The organism is Pantoea sp. alder81 (assembly GCF_020179835.1).
In the GTDB taxonomy this organism is placed as follows: Bacteria; Pseudomonadota; Gammaproteobacteria; order Enterobacterales; family Enterobacteriaceae; genus Pantoea.
Genome location: NZ_JAIUDA010000002.1, coordinates 68705 through 85580, shown reverse-complemented (window position 1 = coordinate 85580; position 16876 = coordinate 68705). Strand labels below are relative to the sequence as shown.

The window sequence follows — 16876 nt, the reverse complement described above, 5'->3', positions numbered from 1 at the left end:
CTAAAGTGGGGATAATCACCTGATAAATAATGTTGATGGCATCTGTTAAAAATTCAGTGACTTAACGCAATTTGAAGAGAGGGGTGGTTGGTGTATCTATCAGTGGCGTAAATGTTTAGGCGCTTGGCCCTGATTGCACGACGCAGCCTTTGGCCTTTATTATCGGCAGCAAAGGAAAAGGTGTTAACGAAACTTGCGTTAGTGTAAAATCGCGGGCCGCCTGACCTGGCATGGGCTAAGCTCAGCGGTAACAGATTCTGATATGGGAACTGGTAATCCCTGTATCGTACCTCTTCTTACCACGACGCCTGGGAAGGCGACAACGAGGCATCTCCATGAGTGAGAAACTACAAAAAGTATTAGCGCGTGCCGGTCACGGTTCACGCCGCGAAATCGAAACCATGATTTCAGCCGGGCGCGTCAGCGTTGATGGCAAGCTTGCGACGCTGGGCGATCGCATCGAAAGTGATAAATCCCTGAAAATTCGTATTGATGGCCATCAGGTCTCGATTGCTGAGTCAGCGACCGAAGTGTGTCGCGTACTGGCCTATTACAAACCAGAAGGTGAGTTGTGTACCCGCAATGATCCAGAAGGGCGCCCGACGGTGTTTGATCGTCTGCCGCGTCTGGTGGGTTCACGCTGGATTGCTGTCGGCCGTCTGGACGTTAACACCTGCGGACTGATGTTGTTCACCACTGATGGTGAACTGGCGAACCGCCTGATGCACCCGAGCCGTGAAGTTGAGCGCGAATATGCGGTGCGCGTATTCGGCGAAGTGGATGACGATAAGATTCGTCAACTGAGTAAAGGCGTGCAGTTAGAAGATGGTCCTGCCTCGTTCAAAACCATTAAATTTGCCGGCGGCGAAGGGATCAACCAGTGGTACAACGTCACGCTGACTGAAGGTCGTAACCGTGAAGTGCGTCGCCTGTGGGAAGCCGTGGGTGTGCAGGTTAGCCGTCTGATGCGCGTGCGCTACGGTGATATTCAGTTGCCTAAAGGCTTACCACGTGGTGGCTGGATGGAAATGGAATTACCTGCGGTGAACTACCTGCGTACGCTGGTAGGCCTGCCAGAAGAGACCGTGACCAAAATTTCGGTTGAAAAAGATCGTCGTCGCACTAATGCGAATCAGATCCGTCGTGCAGTAAAACGCCATAGCAATGTGAGCGGTAGCCCGCGTCGCACGGGTGGTAGCAGCAGTAGCCGCACGAAGGACAGCAGTGGCACGACTACCGGTCGCAGTGGCACCTCTACCAGCCGCAGCGGCCCTGCCGCTACCCGCGCGGGTACTTCTGCAGGTCGCGGTGGTTCTTCTACCGGACGTGCTGGTACTTCCACCGGCCGTGCTGGTACCTCGACCGGACGCGCTGGTACTTCTACCGGTCGCAGCGGCGGCAGCAGTAAGAAACGCGGTTCCTGATGTCGATTCGACGCCGCATGATGCGGCGTCAATCTCTACCAATCAATTCCCTGCTGTGCTTGAATGCCTGCATCAAAGGCATGTTTCACCGGGCGCATCTCCGTCACGGTATCGGCTAAATCTAATAATGTGCGATGACAACCCCGTCCGGTAATGATCACGCTCTGCTGCTCAGGACGTTGATTCAAAGCCTGCACCAGCTCATCCAGATCCAAATAATCCATGCTTACCATGTAGGTGATTTCGTCCAGAATCACTAAATCGATGTGCGGGTCTGCCAGCATGCGGCGAGCTTCCTGCCACACCAGCTGGCAGGCGGTGGTGTCAGTTTCCCGATTTTGGGTATCCCAGGTAAAGCCGGTGGCCATCACCTGAAATTCCACACCATGCTGCTCCAGCAAATTGCGTTCGCCATTAGGCCACTCACCTTTAATAAACTGCACGGCGGCAACGGTTTTACCGTGGCCACAAGCGCGCAAAGCCGTACCGAAGGCGGCGGTGGTTTTACCTTTGCCATTGCCGGTGAACACCATCAAAATGCCGCGGGTTTTAGTCGCGGCAGCAATGCGTGCATCAACCTGCTCTTTTAAACGCTGCTGTCGTTGCTGATGACGGTCACTCATGCGCTGGCAGGCCCCGGTTTGCGTCCCGGCTGCGCATCAAAACTTGTCCCGGTTTTACGACGGCTGTCATCGCCCATCAAGTAAAGGTAAAGCGGCATCAAATCGGCAGGCGTTTTAAGCAAATTGGCATTTTCTTCCGGGAAGGCACTGGCGCGCATTTTAGTGCGAGTGCCACCAGGATTGATGCAATTTACCCGCAGATGACGATTTTTATACTCATCGGCCAATACCTGCATCATGCCTTCGGTAGCGAATTTCGATACCGCATACGCTCCCCAGCCTGCACGGCCGGTACGGCCCACGCTCGACGTGGTAAACACCAGTGAACCGGCATCTGATTTCAGCAGCAGTGGCAGCAATGCCTGAGTTAAATAGAAAGTAGCATCGAGATTGATCTGCATCACCTGGCGCCAGATAGCAGGATCGAGTTCCGCCAGCGGGACGATTTCACCCAGAATCCCGGCATTGTGCAATACGCCATCGAGCCGTGGCACCAGAGCAGCGATCTGGTCGGCTACCTCGGCACAGCTTTCAGGCGTGGCATGCGACAAGTCCAGCAGCAAATGTGAGGCGGGCTGCTTATTCAGTTGATTGATGGCGTGCTCAGTTTGCTGCAGTGTCTCGGCGTTGCGGCCCATCAAAATGACGCGTGCGCCATAGCGCGCATAGGTCAGCGCCGCTTCGCGACCAATGCCGTCTGAAGCGCCGGTGACGAGGATAATGCGATTTTCCAGCAGATCGCTTTTCGGTTGATAATGCACAGCGATGTCCTTTGGCAAGTCAGAGGGTTTTGGGCTTTATGCCTCAATTTGGCGCCCGGTGCAATCACCGCGCCTCGCATTCTGTGCCGCCTGCGGGCATTTCAGGCGACGAAAGTCGCTAAAGCGGGTAAACTCAGCCATTGTTTGTAATTCACTGTTTAATAAGGCGGCAGAATGGATTTACTCTCCAGTTATGGATTATTTCTGGCCAAGGCCGTCACCGTGGTGGTGGCGTTCGCAGCTATTGTTCTGATTGTGCTGAATGCCGCGATGCGTAAACGCCACAGCGGTGGTCAACTGCGCTTAACTCACCTCGACGATGATTATCGTGAAATGAAGGAAGGTCTGCAGCTGGCGAAGATGAAGCCGCAGGCGCAAAAAGTGTGGCTGAAGCAGCATAAAAAAGAAGAGAAGCAAAAAGCCAAAACCGAGAAGCGCAATGCCAAAGCCGGTGTGAGCGAGGCCGCTAAACCGACACTTTATGTGTTGGAATTTAAAGGCAGCATGGATGCGGGCGAAGTGAGTTCTTTGCGTGAGGAAATCTCCGCGGTGCTGGCGGTGGCGGTGCCGGGTGATGAAGTCTTGCTGCGTCTGGAAAGTCCGGGTGGCGTGGTGCACGGTTATGGCCTGGCCGCTTCTCAGTTGCAGCGTCTGCGTGATGCGGGCCTGCAGTTAACCGCCGTTGTCGATAAAGTGGCGGCGAGCGGGGGTTATATGATGGCTTGTGTCGCGGATCGTATCGTCGCGGCGCCATTCTCTATCATTGGCTCAATTGGTGTGGTCGCGCAGATCCCCAACTTCAACCGTCTGCTGAAACGCAATGACATCGACGTTGAACTGCATACTGCGGGTCAATATAAGCGCACGCTGACCTTGTTTGGTGAGAACACCGATGAGGGACGTGAAAAATTCCAGGAAGATCTCAACGAAACCCACCTGCTGTTCAAAGAGTTTGTTCAACAGATGCGTCCGACACTGGATTTGGAAAAAGTGGCCACCGGTGAACACTGGTACGGACGCCAGGCGCTGGATTTGGGGCTAATCGATGAGATCGGCACCAGCGATGCACTGATTATCAAACAAATGGATCAGTTCAATGTGCTGGGCGTGCACTATGCGCGTAAGAAGAAAATGATGGATCGCTTCACCAACAGCGCCAGTATGGCGGCCGAGCGGTTAATTCTGAAAATATGGCAGCGGGGTGATAAACCGCTGATGTAAGCGAGCCCGGCAAATGCCGGGCTTTTTCTATGCCAGGTGATAACGAGAGGAGAGCTCAACGGCAAGGAATTTAAACACGTTAAACACAGCGGTGGTTTTTGCGCTCGGCAGGCCTTCTTCATCTAAGAACCAGGGTCCACGGAACACCAATACCTCGCCCTGCTGAATCACGTCATTCACTTCCATCCCGGCTAAATAATCGTCGTGCTGTTTGATCATTTGATTGGCTATTTCCAGCAACGCCTGGCGTGAAATGGATTCCGTTTTTACTGACATTGTTCACCTCTTTTTTGACAGCAATCGTTCTCCTTCTATATTACTAGCGAGTTGCGCTGTTCATCAAATCAACGCCTGCCAGCAAAACTGGCGCAAAATTAATCAGAATGCTAATTAAGTTGCGTAACGGATTTTATCAGGTAGAGTGTGGGCGATTCAGCTTTCAGGGAGATCACACCCGGATGTGTGATGCCGTCAGATGGAAAACCCGCTTCTAATCATAAAGTTGCATAAGTCGATGCAATCTGACCTGAGATTATCCCCGCTGCCTTGAAAAGTGAAAAGCTGGCAGCAATATTGAACCCGTTGGGTTTTGGGGCATCGAATCCTCTCCCGTTTATCAGGACGTTTCAATTAGGTAAAGGTACATATGGGTAAAGCACTCGTAATCGTTGAGTCCCCGGCAAAGGCCAAAACAATCAATAAATACCTCGGTAATGACTACGTGGTGAAATCCAGTGTCGGTCATATCCGTGATTTGCCGACCAGCGGTTCAACTGCCCGTAAAAGTGCCGACGGGGAAAAGGCGAAAACAGGAAAGAAGGTTAAGAAAGATGAGAAGGCCGCTCTGGTCAGTCGCATGGGTGTCGACCCGTGGCATGGCTGGGAAGCGGACTATCAGATTCTGCCGGGCAAAGAGAAAGTCGTTGCCGAACTGAAAAGCCTCGCCGCAGACGCCGACCACATCTATCTCGCAACGGACCTTGACCGCGAAGGGGAAGCCATTGCCTGGCACCTGCGGGAAGTGATCGGTGGCGATGACAAGCGTTTTAGCCGCGTGGTGTTCAACGAAATCACCAAAAATGCGATTCGTCAGGCGTTTGACAAGCCGGGCGAACTGAATATTGAACGTGTCAACGCACAGCAGGCGCGTCGCTTTATGGACCGCGTTGTGGGTTACATGGTTTCCCCGCTGCTGTGGAAGAAAATTGCCCGTGGTTTATCGGCCGGTCGTGTTCAGTCTGTAGCTGTCCGTCTGGTGGTCGAGCGCGAGCACGAAATCAAAGCGTTCGTGCCGGAAGAGTACTGGGAAATCGACGCGGATTTCTCTACCCCGAAAGGCGACGCGCTGGCGATGCAGGTTACGCATCAGGGCGATAAAGCCTTCCGTCCGGTTAATCGCGAGCAAACTCATGCTGCGGTATCCGTGCTGGAAAAAGCGCGTTACGAAGTGCTGGATCGTGAAGACAAACCGACCAGCAGCAAACCTTCTGCGCCTTTTATTACCTCGACGCTGCAGCAAGCGGCGAGTACACGTCTCGGTTTTGGCGTGAAGAAAACCATGATGATGGCGCAACGTCTTTATGAAGCGGGTCACATCACTTATATGCGTACTGACTCCACCAACCTGAGTCAGGATGCGGTGGCGATGGCGCGCGGCTTTGTCGAGACGAGTTTTGGTAAGAAGTATTTGCCAGAATCACCGATCACTTACGCCAATAAAGAGAATTCCCAGGAAGCGCACGAAGCGATCCGTCCTTCGGATGTCAACATTCAGGCAGAATCGCTGAAAGATATGGAAGCTGATGCGCAGAAACTGTACCAGCTTATCTGGCGTCAGTTTGTGGCCTGTCAGATGGTGCCAGCGCAGTATGATTCCACCACCCTGACGGTCGGTGCAGCAGACTTCAAACTGAAGGCGAAAGGCCGTACGTTGCGTTTCGATGGTTGGACTAAAGTGATGCCAGCCCTGCGTAAAAACGATGAAGACTTGACGCTGCCACCGGTCAATGTCGGCGATATGCTTGATCTGAAAGAGCTGTTGCCAAGCCAGCACTTCACCAAGCCGCCAGCCCGCTTCAGCGAAGCTTCACTGGTCCGTGAGCTGGAAAAACGTGGCATTGGTCGTCCATCGACCTATGCTTCGATTATTTCCACCATCCAGGATCGCGGTTACGTGCGAGTGGAAAACCGCCGTTTCTACGCTGAGAAGATGGGTGAAATCGTCACCGATCGTCTGGAACAGAATTTCCGTGAGCTGATGAACTATGACTTCACCGCGCGCATGGAAGACAGCCTTGACCAGGTTGCTAATAATGAGGCGCAGTGGAAAGCGGTACTGGATTCCTTCTTCAGCGATTTCAGCCAGCAGTTAGGCCAGGCTGAGAAAGATCCGGAAGAGGGCGGCATGCAGCCGAACCAGATGGTGCTGACCTCGATTGACTGCCCGACCTGTAGCCGCCAAATGGGTATCCGCACCGCCAGTACCGGCGTATTCCTGGGTTGTTCTGGTTATGCATTGCCGCCGAAAGAGCGCTGCAAGCAAACCATCAATCTGATCCCGGAAAACGAAGTGCTCAACATTCTGGAAGGCGATGATGCTGAAACCAATGCGTTGCGCGCCCGTCGCCGTTGCCAGAAATGCGGCACGGCAATGGACAGCTATCTGATCGATAACCAGCGTAAGCTGCACGTCTGCGGGAACAACCCGGAATGTGATGGTTACGAAATCGAGCAGGGTGAATTCCGCATCAAGGGCTATGACGGTCCTGTCGTGGAGTGCGAGAAGTGTGGTTCTGAAATGCACCTGAAAATGGGGCGTTTTGGTAAGTACATGGCTTGTACCAACGATGAGTGCAAAAATACGCGTAAGATTCTGCGAAATGGTGACGTTGCGCCACCAAAAGAGGATCCGGTTCCACTGCCAGAACTGGCGTGTGAAAAATCGGATGCTTACTTCGTACTGCGTGATGGTGCGGCGGGCGTCTTCCTTGCAGCAAACACCTTCCCTAAATCGCGCGAAACACGTGCGCCGCTGGTGGAAGAGTTGCAACGCTTTGCCGATCGTCTCCCTGAAAAGCTGAAGTACCTGGCGGAAGCGCCTGCTGCCGATCCGGAAGGCAACAAAACGTTGGTACGTTTTAGCCGTAAAACCAAGCAACAGTACGTCTCCTCTGAAAAAGAGGGTAAAGCGACAGGCTGGTCGATGTTCTACATTGACGGTAAGTGGCAGGAAGCGAAAAAGTAATTCCCCTCAAGGCCAGCATCTGCTGGCCTTTTCACCATCCTTATAGCTAATCGTTCTACATTCTTCCTTTAACTGATATAGTGGTTATAGCATTTTTCGTTTCGCTGACATGCTTTCCCTCCTCAACCCTTAATTAAGGCGGAAACACGCTTTCAGGGATTGCTCCTCTGTCGCTACCGGGAAGATATAACTATGAAATTGCAGCAGTTGCGTTACATCGTCGAAGTGGTCAATCACAACCTCAACGTCTCCTCTACCGCCGAAGGTCTCTATACCTCACAACCAGGTATCAGTAAGCAAGTGCGCATGCTGGAGGATGAACTCGGCGTGCAGATTTTTGCGCGTAGCGGGAAGCATCTCACTCAGGTAACCCCTGCGGGTGAAGAAATCATCCGGATTGCACGCGAAGTGTTATCGAAGGTGGATGCGATTAAATCCGTCGCAGGTGAGCATACCTGGCCGGATAAAGGCTCGCTGTACGTGGCGACAACCCACACACAGGCGCGTTATGCCTTGCCTGGTGTGATTAAAGGGTTTATTGAGCGTTACCCACGCGTATCACTGCATATGCATCAGGGATCGCCCACGCAAATTGCTGAAGCCGTTTCAAAGGGGAATGCTGACTTTGCGATTGCGACCGAAGCCCTGCATTTGTACGACGACCTGATTATGTTGCCGTGCTATCACTGGAACCGCGCCATTGTTGTGACGCCAGACCATCCGTTAGCAGGCAAATCGAATGTGACGATTGAAGAGCTGGCTGATTTCCCGCTCGTGACCTACACCTTTGGCTTTACCGGCCGCTCAGAGCTGGATACCGCATTCAACCGTGCAGGATTAACGCCACGTATTGTCTTTACGGCCACCGATGCTGATGTCATCAAAACGTATGTGCGTCTGGGCTTAGGTGTGGGTGTAATTGCCAGTATGGCGGTGGACCCGGTTTCCGATCCGGATTTGGTGCGCATTGAAGCATCAGAAATTTTTACCAATAGTACAACCAAGATTGGCTTTAGACGCAGCACGTTCCTGCGTAGCTATATGTATGATTTTATTCAACGTTTTGCACCGCATTTGACCCGTGATGTCGTGGATGCCGCGGTCGCATTACGTTCTAATGAAGATATCGAAGCGATGTTCCGCGATATCAAGTTACCTTTCAAATAATCCCCTAACTCATTATTTTCGCAAGGTGTCCAGTGGGCATCTTGTGAATCCCTCCTCGTTAGCGCCACAAGAATCTCAAAAATTTTCATTATTTTTTTGTAAATGAAACATCGATCACATGTTTTTTCATTGTTATATCTTAAATGAGAAACAGTACACAAAATTTACGCTGCTGCTTTGCGGACCACCAGGAATATTCCCATACTCCAGTTATCAACTGATGAGAAAGGCCTTTTAGTCAGGCTCTTTAAATTAAACTCAAATTTAGAATGGTACTAAATTTGTTTTAACCCAAATTTACAATGTTTGTATTAGATAAATAGTTTGATCAGTAATTAAATTTATCTCATCAATCTTTTGGGTTTTGATAAATAGCGTTAATCGTTGTACTCAATAAAAATAACTGGATTTTCGGACTTAACAAGTTTAGGATTCGTCCTAAATCTTAATCGTTATCAACAATCGTTTTATTGAGAGTGATTATCAAAAACTATGAATACTAGACTGACTGTTCAACAAGATTTCCGTACTAAAACCGCCAAGGTTGAGCGCTCTGGTAACGTGCGTCGCAAGGCTTGGTTGACCGTCTTCGCTGCTTCAGCTCTGTTCTGGGTAGTGGTGGCATTGATGATCTGGCGTATGTGGGGTTAAGCCATGTGGGCAAATACACTCAGCCGTAAGTCTCCGGTTTCTGCGCGTCAGCCGAACACGTCTACGTGCAAAGCGAAAGAAGTCAAGAGCGCTGAACAGCCTGTGGCGATTCCTGCGTCATGGGAACTGAGTGAAAACCAGCGCAACTTTATCGAATCTTTCATGGATCCGAAGTCGAAATAACGCTGTCTGCGTTCTGTTCTATATATAGAATTTATACCTCTCTTTACCGGATTATCCGGTGGGCATTTTAAAAGCCCGTCCTTTAACACTCAGCATTAAAAAAACGGTGTCATCAGTACAAAGCTGAAGACGGTGGACTTTTTTTGCCCGAAATCTGGGAGGGAGTGACTCAATGAATACAACGACTTTTTCATGGTTTAGCGTTTATGCCTTTTCCATTGCATTTTGGGCTACGGCCGTGTGGGCTATGATGTAATCCAATAACTCAAATTGTACTGACTTTTATTAATGCCCTGACAAACGTCGGGGCATTTTTGTTTGTGCCTTTATGTGTCATTTCGTGTTGTTATCAAATCGTTAACGAAAATGTGGTCTATCTTTAAGCTAAACCTTGCGGTTATTGAGGTTTAAAGAGAGGCTCATTAAAGGAGGAGTTATGTCGTTAACGTTACGGGAGCAAAGTCAGGATACGCTGGACGTTCGGGCAAAAAAATATCATTACTACAGCCTGCCTAAAGCCGCCCAGCAACTGGGCAATATCGATCGCTTACCCAAATCAATGAAGGTGTTGCTGGAAAATCTGCTGCGTTGGCAGGATGAGGATTCAGTGACAGCTGAAGACATTCAGGCGTTAGTTGGCTGGCTGAAAGATGCCCACGCCGATCGGGAAATTGCTTATCGACCTGCGCGCGTATTGATGCAGGACTTCACCGGCGTGCCAGCGGTGGTAGATTTGGCGGCGATGCGCGAAGCGGTTAATCGCCTCGGCGGCGATGTAGCCAAAGTTAATCCCTTATCGCCGGTCGATCTCGTGATAGACCACTCGGTGACCGTTGACCATTTTGGTGATGAGGACGCTTTCGAAGAAAACGTGCGTCTGGAGATGGAGCGTAACCACGAACGTTACGTCTTCCTGCGCTGGGGGCAAAAAGCTTTCAACCGTTTTCGCGTGGTGCCACCAGGCACCGGTATCTGCCATCAGGTCAACCTGGAGTATTTGGGAAAATCCGTCTGGCATGAAACGCAGGAGGGTAAGGAAGTCGCTTACCCCGACACCTTAGTGGGTACGGATTCTCACACCACGATGATCAACGCGCTCGGCGTATTAGGCTGGGGTGTCGGTGGTATTGAAGCCGAAGCAGCCATGTTAGGGCAGCCAGTATCTATGCTGATCCCTGACGTTGTCGGTTTCAAACTCACTGGAAAACTAAGCCCCGGCATCACCGCGACCGATTTGGTGTTAACCGTGACGCAAATGCTGCGTAAGCACGGTGTGGTAGGTAAATTCGTCGAATTCTACGGTGATGGCCTCGCCGATCTCCCCTTAGCAGACCGCGCGACTATCGCTAATATGGCGCCGGAATATGGTGCCACCTGCGGTTTCTTCCCTATCGATGAGATCACGCTGAGCTACATGACGCTGACCGGGCGCGATGCTGAACAAGTCGAATTAGTGGAAGCTTATGCGAAGCAACAAGGGATGTGGCGTAATCCGGGTGATGAACCCCGCTTTACCAGTTCACTGGCGCTGGATATGGCTGAAGTTGAATCCAGCCTTGCTGGTCCCAAACGTCCGCAGGATCGCGTCTCGCTGGGGGATGTGCCAGCAGCCTTTGATGCCAGCAACGAACTCGAAGTCAATCATGCACAGAAAGCGCACAAGACCGTCACTTATCGCGACAGCGAGACCGGAGACAGCTATCAGCTGGACGACGGTGCTGTGGTCATTTCAGCCATCACCTCTTGTACCAATACGTCTAACCCCAGCGTCTTGATGGCGGCGGGCCTGTTAGCGAAAAATGCCGTTGAGCGTGGCTTGATGCGCAAACCCTGGGTGAAAGCCTCGCTGGCACCGGGATCAAAAGTGGTGTCTGATTACCTCGCGGTGGCTCAGCTCACGCCTTATCTGGATGAATTAGGTTTCAACCTGGTGGGATACGGCTGTACCACCTGCATCGGTAACTCGGGTCCATTGCCAGATGAAATCGAGAGTGCCATTAAAGAAGGTGATCTAACCGTGGGTGCGGTGTTATCGGGTAACCGAAACTTCGAAGGACGTATCCATCCGCTAGTGAAAACGAACTGGCTGGCATCGCCGCCGTTGGTGGTGGCTTATGCACTGGCCGGTAATATGAAATTAAACCTGCAGAGTGAGCCTATCGGGCAGGACAGGCAGGGTAACGATGTCTTCCTGCAGGATATCTGGCCATCTCCAGAGGAGATCGCCGCAGCGGTGCAGAAAGTGACCAGCGATATGTTCCACAAGGAATATGCCGAGGTCTTTGACGGTACGCCTGAGTGGCAACAAATCAAAGTCAGTGAAGCCGCAACTTATGACTGGGATGAGGGCTCAACTTACATCCGCTTGTCGCCGTTCTTCGATGACATGGGTAAAACACCGGAGCCGGTCCAGGATATTAAAGGCGCGCGCATTCTGGCGATGCTGGGTGACTCTGTCACCACCGACCATATCTCGCCAGCGGGCAGCATCAAAGCGGAAAGTCCCGCTGGACGCTACTTGCTGTCGCATGGTGTCGAGCGCACCGATTTTAACTCCTATGGCTCGCGTCGTGGTAACCACGAAGTCATGATGCGCGGCACCTTTGCCAACATCCGTATTCGTAATGAAATGGTGCCGGGTGTGGAGGGGGGATACACCAAACATTTCCCCAGCAAAGAACAGTTGGCGATTTACGATGCGGCCATGAAGTATCAGGCCGAAGGTGTGCCGCTGGCAGTCATCGCCGGGAAGGAGTACGGCTCAGGTTCCAGCCGCGACTGGGCAGCGAAGGGCCCGCGTTTGCAAGGTGTGCGAGTCGTTATTTCAGAGTCGTTCGAGCGTATACATCGTTCAAACTTGATCGGGATGGGGATCCTGCCACTGGAATTCCCCGCTGGCGTCACGCGTAAAACGCTGGGATTAACCGGGGAAGAGTTTATTGATGTTGAAAACCTTTCCCAACTGAAACCAGGTTGCACAGTCAATGTCACGCTGACGCGCGTCGATGGTAAAAAAGAGACGCTGGCAACGCGGTGCCGTATCGATACCGGTAATGAGCTGACCTATTATCAGAACGATGGCATATTGCACTATGTGATTCGTAATATGCTGAACTAAAAAAAAGCCGGGAGATTTCCCGGCTTTTTTCTGTCTGCTTTACGCTTTTGGCAGCAGATGGCCCATTTTTTCTGCCTTGGTATCAAGGTAGTGGGCATTTTTGGGGTTGCGTCCAACCACTAACGGCACGCGCTCAACAATATTAATTCCCGCTTCGCTCAGAATCTCGACTTTGCGAGGATTGTTAGTCAGCAGGCGGACTTCATTGACGCCCAGCAGTTTAAACATATCCGCACACAGGGTGAAATCACGCTCATCAGCGGCAAAGCCCAATTGATGATTCGCTTCCACCGTATCGTACCCTTTGTCCTGCAGGGCATAGGCGCGGATCTTGTTTAGCAGACCGATATTACGGCCTTCCTGACGGTGATATAACAGCACGCCACGACCTTCTTCAGCGATAGCGGTGAGTGCCGCTTCGAGCTGAAAACCACAGTCGCAGCGCAGGCTGAACAGTGCGTCACCGGTTAGACACTCGGAGTGAACGCGTGCCAGCACTGGATTATGGTCACTCACATCACCGTAAACCAGCGCGACATGATCCTGGCCGGTTGCCAGTTCTTCAAAACCAACCATCAGGAAATCTCCCCATGGCGTGGGCAGTTTGGCTTCTGCTACCCGTTTAAGCTGCATGTGACTCTCCAGAACCTTCAGAGGATGCGCTATCATCATGATAACGCACGGGCCCGATTGGCCCGACAAAACTGACAATATTGTGCCACAACCTGTACCCGGGCCGTTAATCAGTCAGAGTTATTGTAGTGATAAAGCACAATTATCTAAGCTGCAACGGGTATGTTATTCTTTTTTCAGCTAAAGTTATGCCAGCCACGCTGATACCAGCGGATCTAAAAGGAAACGGATGTTAAAAATTGCGCAGCGCACCACCCTGGGAATGCTTTTGTTATTGATCATGCCGGTCGCTGTCTGGCTCTCTGGCTGGCAATGGCAGCCAGGTGAGAGTAGCGCATTTTTGCGGGTACTCTTTTGGATGACCGAGACCGTCACCAGCCCATGGGGCATATTGACAAGCCTTATCCTCAGTGCCTGGGTTTTATGGTGCTTACGCTTCCGACTTAAGCCCGCCATTTTACTGATCATCTTCATGAACGGCGCTATTCTTGCCGGCCAGTACACCAAATCTTTCATTAAAGAGCAGGTGCAGGAACCCCGGCCCTATGTGGTTTGGCTGGAGAAGAGTTACGGTATTGATGAAGGGGAGTTTTATCAGCAGAACCGTCAGGGGCGCAGCCAGTTGGTATCGACTTTAGTGGCTAACGACACTCAGCTGCCGCAATGGCTGAAAAACCACTGGGCGTTTGAAACCGGCTTTGCCTTTCCTTCCGGACATACCATGTTTGCTGCCAGTTGGGCGCTGCTGGTGATTGGCCTACTGTGGCCACGGCGCCATATTGTCACCGTAGTCGTGCTGTTTGCCTGGGCCACCATGGTGATGGGCAGTCGTTTGTTACTGGGCATGCATTGGCCGCGTGATTTGGTGGTCGCCACCCTGATTTCCTGGCTGCTGGTTACGGTTGCCACCTGGCTGGCACAACGTTTTTGTGGTCCGCTTACGGTGCCGCGCGAAGAGCAGCGGGAGATCGAGCAGCGTGATGATGGATTGTAATTTCTGCGCGCGCCCCCATATGATTGATTGCGCTTACGGAAAATGCGCTAAGTGATGTGCTGATAAGCAGCATCGGCGGCACTTTTTTGGCATACTTCTACTGGATAACCTCACGACAGGACGCATTGTGAAATATTTGCTGATTTTTCTCGTGGTTTTGGTCATTTTTATCATCTCCGTCACGCTTGGAGCGCATAACGACCAAATCGTCACTTTTAACTATCTGCTGGCGCAGGGTGAATTCCGCATCTCCACATTGCTGGCGAGCTTGTTTGGCGCTGGATTCCTGCTCGGTTGGGCAATTTGCGGTCTTTTCTGGTTGCGGATACGTGTTTCTCTGGCCCATGCGCAGCGCAAGCTGAAACGCATGCAGGCACAGAACGAACAATCAACGGCTGTGACAAATTCTTCTACTGCTGGTCGTCGGGATTAAGTTTCGATGCTTGAATTGCTGTTTTTGCTTCTTCCTGTTGCTGCGGCATATGGCTGGTACATGGGCCGCCGTAGTGCCCATCAGGATAAGCAACAGGAAGCTAATCGCCTGTCACGTGAATACGTTGCCGGGGTTAACTTCCTGCTTTCCAATCAACAGGACAAAGCTGTCGATCTCTTTCTGGATATGCTGAAGGAGGACAGCGGCACAGTCGAAGCTCACCTGACGCTTGGCAACCTGTTCCGTTCACGCGGCGAAGTTGATCGCGCCATCCGTATTCACCAATCCCTGATGGAAAGCGCTTCCCTGAGCTATGAACAGCGGCTGCTGGCGATTCAGCAGTTAGGACGCGATTACATGGCTGCCGGGTTGTACGACCGCGCCGAAGACATGTTTAGCCAGCTGATTGATGAAACCGACTTCCGCATCGGTGCGTTGCAACAGCTGTTACTAATACATCAGGCAACCAGTGACTGGCACAAAGCCATCGAAGTGGCGGAAAGGTTGGTTAAGCTCGGCAAAGACAAGCAGAAGGGCGAAATTGCCCATTTCTACTGCGAACTCGCGCTTCAGGCACTGAGCAGTGACGATCTCGATCGCGCCATGAGCTTGCTGAAGAAGGGTGAATCGGCCGATCATCAAAGCGCACGCGTTTCCATCATGATGGGCCGCATCTTTATGGAGCAGGGCGAGTATGCCAAAGCAACGGCTCGCCTGCAGCGCGTGCTGGATCAAGATAAAGAGCTGGTGAGCGAAACCTTATCGATGCTCGAAACCTGCTATCAGCGTCTGAATCAGCCTGAAGACTGGGCTCAGTTTTTACAGCGCTGTGTGGAAGAGAATACCGGCGCGGCTGCTGAGCTGTACCTTTCTGATATCCTCGAGCAGCAGCAGGGGCCTGAAGCGGCGCAGTTGTACATCAATCGTCAGTTGCAACGCCATCCCACCATGCGCGTGTTCCATCGCTTAATGGACTTCCACCTGCACGAAGCCGAGGACGGTAGGGCTAAAGAGAGCCTGATGGTGCTGCGTGATATGGTCGGTGAACAGATTCGTACCAAGCCGCGCTATCGCTGCCAGAAGTGCGGATTTACCGCGCATGCACTTTACTGGCATTGCCCATCTTGTCGCGCATGGTCTTCCGTGAAACCGATCCGCGGACTTGACGGCCAGTAACGGCCGTTTTTATTATAACCCGTCATAGTTACAACATACTATAACCCTGAATCATAACATAAGCCGTGGCATTGTGCGGCTATCCGTCAATCAATGGTCTAAGGCGCACAGTGAGATTGTCCGGAAGGAGATGCACGGGTAGAATGCTTGCCGTTTGTCCATTGCGCCTGCGGGTGCCTGCCTCTGAGGAAACGTTATGCCTGTAACCACTTCACCGATTCTGGTGGCACTCGACTATCATAATCTCGACAGCGCACTGCAGTTTGTGGACCGCATTGACCCAAGCCAATGCCGCCTGAAAGTCGGCAAAGAGATGTTTACGCTATTTGGCCCGTCGCTGGTGAAAACACTGCAGTCGCGTGGGTTTGACGTTTTTCTCGACCTGAAGTTTCATGACATCCCAAATACCACCGCACACGCAGTAGCTGCTGCAGCTGACCTCGGTGTGTGGATGGTCAATGTCCACGCCAGTGGCGGGGCGCGGATGATGAATGCGGCACGCGAAGCGCTGCTGCCTTTTGGCAACGATGCGCCCTTGCTGATTGCGGTTACCGTATTAACCAGCATGGATGAAGACGACCTTAGAGGTCTCGGCATTACGCTTTCACCCGCTCAGCAAGCGGAACGTCTGGCTCGCCTGACGCGCGAGTGTGGCCTGCACGGCGTGGTCTGTTCAGCGCAGGAAGCCGCACACTTTAAACAGGTGATTGGCCAGGATTTCGCATTGGTAACACCAGGTATTCGTCCTGCAGGCAGTGACGCAGGCGATCAACGCCGTATCATGACGCCACAGCAGGCAAAATTGGCTGGCGTGGATTACATGGTGATTGGGCGTCCGATCACCCAATCCAATGATCCGGCGGCAACGCTGCACACTATCCTGCAAAGTTTACAGGAGGTCTAATGGCTCAGGACAACCGACTGGTTTACTCCACTGAAACGGGTCGCATCGCACAGGAAGAAGAAAAAGCGCCGCGCCCGAAAGGCGATGGCATTGTGCGCATTCAGCGCCAGACCAGCGGTCGAAAAGGCAAAGGTGTTTGCCTGATCACTGGTATCGATCTCGATGACGATGCGCTCAACAAATTGGCAGCAGAACTAAAGAAAAAATGTGGCTGTGGTGGGTCACTCAAAGATGGCGTGATCGAGATTCAGGGCGATAAACGCGATTTATTAAAAGCACTGCTCGAGGCCAAAGGCATGAAGGTGAAATTAGCCGGCGGCTAAAAAATACGGGCCGCACACTGT

At 52.0% G+C, this 16876-nt stretch carries 15 protein-coding genes; 11 read left to right on the top strand and 4 right to left on the bottom strand.

The window, feature by feature from the left end:
- The first annotated feature begins 335 nt into the window (after positions 1–335).
- Positions 336–1424: a 23S rRNA pseudouridine(2605) synthase RluB gene (gene rluB / locus LBW88_RS05305; RefSeq protein ID WP_224931890.1), complete on the top strand. Its 1089-nt coding sequence runs from the start codon at positions 336–338 to the stop codon at positions 1422–1424.
- Positions 1425–1459: 35 nt separating this feature from the next.
- Here the strand turns inward: rluB and cobO are convergent, their stop codons facing one another.
- Together cobO and LBW88_RS05295 are read right to left on the bottom strand one after the other, a co-directional pair.
- Complete coding sequence (gene cobO, locus LBW88_RS05300; RefSeq protein WP_224931891.1) at positions 1460–2047, bottom strand: cob(I)yrinic acid a,c-diamide adenosyltransferase; 588 nt, start codon at positions 2045–2047, stop codon at positions 1460–1462.
- Complete coding sequence (locus tag LBW88_RS05295; RefSeq protein ID WP_224931892.1) at positions 2044–2808, bottom strand: YciK family oxidoreductase; 765 nt, start codon at positions 2806–2808, stop codon at positions 2044–2046. Before LBW88_RS05295 ends, cobO begins: the two co-directional genes overlap by 4 nt.
- Positions 2809–2982: 174 nt before the next feature.
- On the opposite strand from LBW88_RS05295, the gene sohB reads away from it, so the two are divergent.
- Positions 2983–4029 (top strand): protease SohB, encoded by a 1047-nt coding sequence (gene sohB, locus LBW88_RS05290; RefSeq protein ID WP_224931893.1) that lies wholly within the window; start codon positions 2983–2985, stop codon positions 4027–4029.
- A 27-nt stretch (positions 4030–4056) separates the two neighbouring features.
- Here sohB and LBW88_RS05285 read toward each other — a convergent pair whose 3' ends face one another.
- Positions 4057–4305, bottom strand: coding sequence for a DUF2498 family protein (locus LBW88_RS05285; protein ID WP_224931894.1), 249 nt, complete (start codon positions 4303–4305; stop codon positions 4057–4059).
- Between the two features lie 370 nt (positions 4306–4675).
- On the opposite strand from LBW88_RS05285, the gene topA reads away from it, so the two are divergent.
- From topA to acnA, 4 genes are all read left to right on the top strand, one after another.
- Positions 4676–7273, top strand: coding sequence for a type I DNA topoisomerase (topA, locus tag LBW88_RS05280; protein WP_224931895.1), 2598 nt, complete (start codon positions 4676–4678; stop codon positions 7271–7273).
- A 192-nt stretch (positions 7274–7465) separates the two neighbouring features.
- Positions 7466–8440, top strand: a complete 975-nt coding sequence (gene cysB, locus LBW88_RS05275) for an HTH-type transcriptional regulator CysB (RefSeq protein WP_034821485.1) — start codon at positions 7466–7468, stop codon at positions 8438–8440.
- Positions 8441–8932: 492 nt separating this feature from the next.
- Complete coding sequence (locus tag LBW88_RS05270; RefSeq protein WP_071845610.1) at positions 8933–9091, top strand: YmiA family putative membrane protein; 159 nt, start codon at positions 8933–8935, stop codon at positions 9089–9091.
- Positions 9092–9710: 619 nt separating this feature from the next.
- Positions 9711–12392, top strand: a complete 2682-nt coding sequence (acnA, locus tag LBW88_RS05265) for an aconitate hydratase AcnA (protein ID WP_224931897.1) — start codon at positions 9711–9713, stop codon at positions 12390–12392.
- A 39-nt stretch (positions 12393–12431) separates the two neighbouring features.
- Here acnA and ribA read toward each other — a convergent pair whose 3' ends face one another.
- Positions 12432–13025 (bottom strand): GTP cyclohydrolase II, encoded by a 594-nt coding sequence (gene ribA, locus LBW88_RS05260; protein ID WP_034821474.1) that lies wholly within the window; start codon positions 13023–13025, stop codon positions 12432–12434.
- Between the two features lie 229 nt (positions 13026–13254).
- Here ribA and pgpB point away from each other — a divergent pair, with 229 nt between their 5' ends.
- The 5 genes from pgpB to yciH all read left to right on the top strand — a co-directional run bounded on the left by pgpB (position 13255) and on the right by yciH (position 16855).
- A complete protein-coding gene (gene pgpB, locus LBW88_RS05255; protein WP_224931899.1) occupies positions 13255–14019 on the top strand; it encodes a phosphatidylglycerophosphatase B in 765 nt (254 codons plus the stop codon).
- Between the two features lie 127 nt (positions 14020–14146).
- A complete protein-coding gene (locus LBW88_RS05250) occupies positions 14147–14452 on the top strand; it encodes a LapA family protein (protein ID WP_038646699.1) in 306 nt (101 codons plus the stop codon).
- A gap of 6 nt (positions 14453–14458) precedes the next feature.
- On the top strand, positions 14459–15628 hold the full coding sequence (gene lapB / locus LBW88_RS05245; RefSeq protein WP_224931901.1) for a lipopolysaccharide assembly protein LapB: 1170 nt from the start codon (positions 14459–14461) through the stop codon (positions 15626–15628).
- A 196-nt stretch (positions 15629–15824) separates the two neighbouring features.
- On the top strand, positions 15825–16532 hold the full coding sequence (pyrF, locus tag LBW88_RS05240) for an orotidine-5'-phosphate decarboxylase (protein WP_224931903.1): 708 nt from the start codon (positions 15825–15827) through the stop codon (positions 16530–16532).
- On the top strand, positions 16532–16855 hold the full coding sequence (gene yciH / locus LBW88_RS05235; protein ID WP_224931905.1) for a stress response translation initiation inhibitor YciH: 324 nt from the start codon (positions 16532–16534) through the stop codon (positions 16853–16855). The genes pyrF and yciH overlap by 1 nt, the downstream gene beginning before the upstream one ends.
- Positions 16856–16876: the final 21 nt, after the last annotated feature.